The sequence below is a fragment of the Leyella stercorea DSM 18206 genome (genome assembly GCF_000235885.1).
GTDB classification, from domain to species: Bacteria; Bacteroidota; Bacteroidia; order Bacteroidales; family Bacteroidaceae; genus Prevotella; species Prevotella stercorea.
The window spans coordinates 21778-24445 of sequence record NZ_JH379430.1 but is presented as its reverse complement, the minus strand read 5'-3'; the positions used below and the strand labels follow the sequence as shown (position 1 = coordinate 24445).

The 2668-nt window shown below is 53.2% G+C and carries 2 protein-coding genes; one reads left to right on the top strand and one right to left on the bottom strand.

Annotated features, from left to right (window positions below; genetic code table 11):
• Positions 1–873: 873 nt before the first annotated feature.
• Positions 874–1884 carry a S41 family peptidase gene (locus HMPREF0673_RS06965; protein ID WP_007900010.1) on the top strand — a complete coding sequence of 337 codons (1011 nt, stop codon included), beginning with the start codon at positions 874–876 and terminating at the stop codon, positions 1882–1884.
• Between the two features lie 214 nt (positions 1885–2098).
• Here the strand turns inward: HMPREF0673_RS06965 and HMPREF0673_RS06960 are convergent, their stop codons facing one another.
• Entirely contained in the window at positions 2099–2614 is a 516-nt protein-coding gene (locus HMPREF0673_RS06960) for a histidine phosphatase family protein (protein ID WP_007900009.1), read from the bottom strand.
• Between the last annotated feature and the right edge of the window lie 54 nt (positions 2615–2668).

Sequence of the window (2668 nt, the reverse complement as noted above, 5' to 3'; positions counted from 1 at the left end):
CAAGAACTGCACCAACAAAACAAGCAGGGATAAATCCCACAGAACGCACGGAACACACAGAACCTTCTGGCAGAGAAGCACCTCCCACAGATTGGCACGGATGCGCACAGATTAGGAGGGTATGGCATCCTGCCGTACCCACGCTGCCTTCGGAATCCAGTAGTCTTAGCTCGACGTTGCCGACTGCCAGAGCAAGAACTGCACCAACAAAACAAGCAGGGATATCGCCCACAGAACGCACAGAACACACGGAACCTTCTGGCAGAGAAGTACCTCCCACAGAACACTCTCTAAGTTTATAGAAGAATGCGACGCAATAAAACTTCTGTGAATTCCGTGAATTCCGTGGGAGGACCGACGCAACAAAACTTCTGTGAATTCTGTGAATTCCGTGGAAGTACCGACGCAATAAAACTTCTGTGAATTCCGTGAATTCTGTGGGAGAACCAACGCAACAAAACTTCTGTGAATTCCGTGAATTCCGTGGGAGAACAGACGCAACCAAGCCATCTGTGCAAATCCGTGAAATCTGTGGGAGGACTTATGCAACCTAACTTCTGTGAATTCTGTGAATTCTGTGGGAGGACAGACGCAACCAAGCCATCTGTGCAAATCCGTGAAATCTGTGGGAGGACTTATGCAACCTAACTTCTGTGAATTCTGTGAATTCTGTGGGAGGACTTATGCAACCAAACTCCCATGAAACCTGTGGGAAGATGGCGATACTATCTCGGTTGGTGCAGCGGAGACCGCTGCACCCCCTTTAGAATGTTCAGAGGGCGGAGTGGGTATGGCAAGATGCCATACCCTCCTAAAGAATTATGACAGGATGCCACAACCTCCTAAAGAGTATAACAATAAAAACAAATGCGAATGAGAAGAATAATCACTATACTGTTTGCATCGCTACTGCTGCTGACCACAGCGTGCGTCGACGAAACGGAGTATGCCGACAATCCGCGCGGCAACTTCGAGGCTCTGTGGCGTGTCATCGACGAACACTACTGCTTCTTCGACTACAAACACGAGCAGTACGGACTCGACTGGGACGAGGTGCACGAGCGGTACAGCCGACAGATTGCCGACGACATGACGACAGTGCAGCTGTTCGAGGTGTTAGGCAATATGCTCGGCGAGCTGCGCGACGGACACGTGAACATGTACTCGGCGTGGGACGTGGCACGCAATTGGTCGTGGCACGAGGACTACCCGTCGAACGTGAGCGACACGCTGCTCTCGAAGTATCTCGGCACCGACTACCGTATCGCTGCCGGACTGCGCTACCGCGTGCTCGACGACAACACGGGATACATACGCTGCGCTACCTTCGCATACAACTTCGGCGAGGGCAACCTCGACAATATAATGCTCTACCTCGCACCGTGCAACGGACTGATCATCGACCTGCGCGACAACGGCGGCGGACAGCTCACAGCTGCAGAACAGTTGGCGGCACGCTTCACCAACGAGCGACTGTTGGTGGGCTACATGCAGCACAAAACGGGAAAAGCGCACACGGCATTCTCGGAGATGAAGAGCCAATGCCTGAAGCCGTCGAAAGGCATCAGATGGCAGAAACGGGTGGTGGTGCTGACCAACCGCGCGGTGTATAGCGCAGCCAACGAGTTCGTGAAGTACATGCGCTGCTGCCCGAACGTGACCGTCGTGGGCGACCGCACAGGCGGTGGAGCGGGTATGCCCTACTCTACCGAACTGCCTAACGGCTGGAGCGTGCGCTTCTCTGCCTGCCCTATGTACGACAAGGATAAGAACTCAACGGAGTTCGGCATAGAGCCCGACCATAATGTCGCGTTGAAAGAAGCCGACTGGCTGCGCGGTGAGGATACTATCATCGAGTTCGCACGCGAATTGATCAGAAAGTAAAGAGGCAAAAGTGCCTTTTTACTTTTTTACTTTTTTACTCTTTTACTTTTTTACTTTTACTCTTACCAGTACTTGTTGCGGTAGTACTCCAGTACTCGCAGAGAGATTACTCCAGTTTAGCAGCGAGATTACTCCAGTACTGTGGTGAGATTACTCCAGTACTGCTGCGGTAGTACTCAAAAAGGGTACGCTTATGGGTGTGCAACAACGCTTTTTATAGCTGCATCGTGACCACTTCGGCGTTCGCCATGCGTGGCGTTTCGTTCATCGGCGTGCCGCTATGTACGCTTCTTATCGCCTTGTTCATTATTCCGTGTCCCACGGCAAGCACGGTCTTTCCATCATAATTATCTCTCACGAACTGCAGGAACGCAGCGGCACGCGCCCTCAGAGCGTCGAGTGACTCGATGTCGTCGGTCCACCGAGCATCCTTTAGGTCGGGGATGTATCTGCCGGTGAAGCTGCCCCAGTCGCGCTCGCGCAGCAGCTTTGTCTGCACGATAGCGTCGGGCGTCACGCCATGCGCAGCCGCCAGTATCACACACGTGTCGAAAGCGCGCTTAAGGTCGCTCGACACGAACACGTCGATGGGCGTGTCTTTTAGCTCGGCAGCGAGAGCACGTGCCTGCTCGATGCCGTTCGGGGTCAGCTCGCCTTGAGTCTGCCCCTGCATTATCTGGCGCACATTGTCGACGGTCTCGCCGTGGCGCACAAGGAGAAGGGTTGTCATATTGTGGTTGTTGTTGTTACTTACTAAGCCGAACTAAGCCTTCTTAAGCCTTTC

Bases quoted from the DNA above. Each gene is read 5' to 3' on its own strand.
- HMPREF0673_RS06965 (WP_007900010.1), top strand. From the start codon at position 874: ATGAGAAGAATAATCACTATACTGTTTGCATCGCTACTGCTGCTGACC.
- HMPREF0673_RS06960 (WP_007900009.1), bottom strand. From the start codon at position 2,614: ATGACAACCCTTCTCCTTGTGCGCCACGGCGAGACCGTCGACAATGTG.